Genomic DNA, 1648 nt, shown 5'->3' with positions numbered 1-1648 from the left:
CTCCGCTTGTCCCTTCGAATGTAGTGGTTGCCTGGGCCGGCGTCCATGCAGCCGAAGGGCCGGACCCTGACCGCCCTCCCTTCGGCAATGTCCGCTCCCGGGAATCTGACGGTCCGCTCGCCGCGGCTTCTTGCCGCCTGCCGCCGCATGCCTTAGGGGCAGTCACCGACAGATACCCAGCGCAGGAGCCCCGCCTTGAAACACCGGCTGAACATCATCATCGGCAGCACGCGACCCGGCCGCGCCGGCCCGATCTTCGCTGAATGGCTGGACGGCTTCGCGCGCGAGCACGGGAAATTCGAACCCGTGCTGACCGACATCGCTGCGTTCGAGCTGCCGATGCTGGACGAGCCGCATCATCCGAGACTCGCCAGATACGAGAAGGAGCACACGAAGGCATGGTCGAAGGCGATCGACGCCGCCGACGCTTTCGTCTTCGTAGCGCCGGAGTACAATTATTTCGTGGCTCCCGCGATCGTCAACGCGATCGACTATCTGCTCAAGGAGTGGCGCTACAAGCCGGCCGCCATCTTCAGCTATGGCGGCGTCTCCGGTGGCCTGCGCGCGGCGCAAGCGGTCAAGCCGCTTCTGACCGCGGTCGGAGTGATGCCGATCCCGGAGGGTGTGGCGCTGGCGGCCTACAAGACGCTGCTCGACAAGAACAGCGCTTTCCAGCCCGGCGAGCCGGTCCTCAACGGCGCCAGGACCATGTTGGACGAATTGTTCCGCTGGAGCGAGGCGCTGAGGCCGCTGCGAGCCGGCTAGGCCGGTCGGTATACGCTCCGGGCTTGTTCGCGCCATAAAGAGATGAAATGCTCCCGCAAATGACCGGGCCGGGGCGGTTTGGACTTTGCGTCTTCTTCTTGCGCTATTGCTGATCCTTTGGACAAGCGCCGCCGCCCTGGCGGAGCGGCGCGTGGCGCTGGTCATTGCCGACAACGACTACCGACTGATCCGGCCGCTTGCGAACCCCGTCAATGACGGCGAGGCGATGGAAGCGTCGCTGAAGAAGCTCGGCTTCGAGGTCGTGCTCGAGACCAACCGGGACCTGCGCCGCACGCGCCGCGCGCTCGACGATTTCCGTGAGGACGCCAAGGGCGCCGACGTGGCGCTGGTCTATTTCTCCGGCCATGGCGTCGAGATTTCCGGCGATAACCGGCTGCTGCCCGTCGATGCCGACGCCTCCTCGCTCGCCGCGCTGGACAAGACCAGCCTGCCGCTGGAAGAGGTGCGCGAAGCGGTCGCCGCCACGGCCAAGGTCGGCCTGATCGTGCTCGACGCCTGCCGCAGCGATCCCTTCGCCGGCGCGAGCGGCGAGGGCCGCGGCGCGACGTCGCTGGCCAAGGATGCCGCCGACAAGATCAGGCCGGGTCTCGGCCGCGTCGGGCGGGCGGAGAACATCCTGTTCGCCTTTGCCGCGGCGCCCGGCGAGACGGCCGCTGACGGATCCGGCCAGAACTCGCCCTTCACCGCGGCGCTGACCAAGTACCTCGGCACCGACGGACTCGAAATCCGCTCGGTGCTGACGCTGGTGCAGCAGGAGGTCTACGATCTCAGTCGCGGCAAACAGCTCCCCTATGTCGAAAGCGGCCTGCCGCAGTTGTTCTTCGCCGCTCACGTTCCGGCAGCTGTTCCTTGGTCGTGGCGG

Annotated in this window: 2 protein-coding genes; both read left to right on the top strand. The window is 66.8% G+C overall.

Translation table 11 applies throughout. The annotated features are described in order from the left end of the window. Positions 1-195: 195 nt before the first annotated feature. Positions 196-765 (top strand): NADPH-dependent FMN reductase, encoded by a 570-nt coding sequence (locus tag EN781_RS32080; RefSeq protein WP_126056898.1) that lies wholly within the window; start codon positions 196-198, stop codon positions 763-765. A 151-nt stretch (positions 766-916) separates the two neighbouring features. Continuing rightward, positions 917-1648: caspase family protein (locus tag EN781_RS32075; RefSeq protein ID WP_245492703.1), on the top strand; the 732-nt coding region annotated here is incomplete at its 3' end.

The organism is Mesorhizobium sp. M4A.F.Ca.ET.090.04.2.1, from assembly GCF_003999085.1.
Classification (GTDB): domain Bacteria; phylum Pseudomonadota; class Alphaproteobacteria; order Rhizobiales; family Rhizobiaceae; genus Mesorhizobium.
The sequence above is the reverse complement of the archived record's forward strand: the minus strand, read 5'-3'. Positions and strand labels throughout refer to the sequence as shown.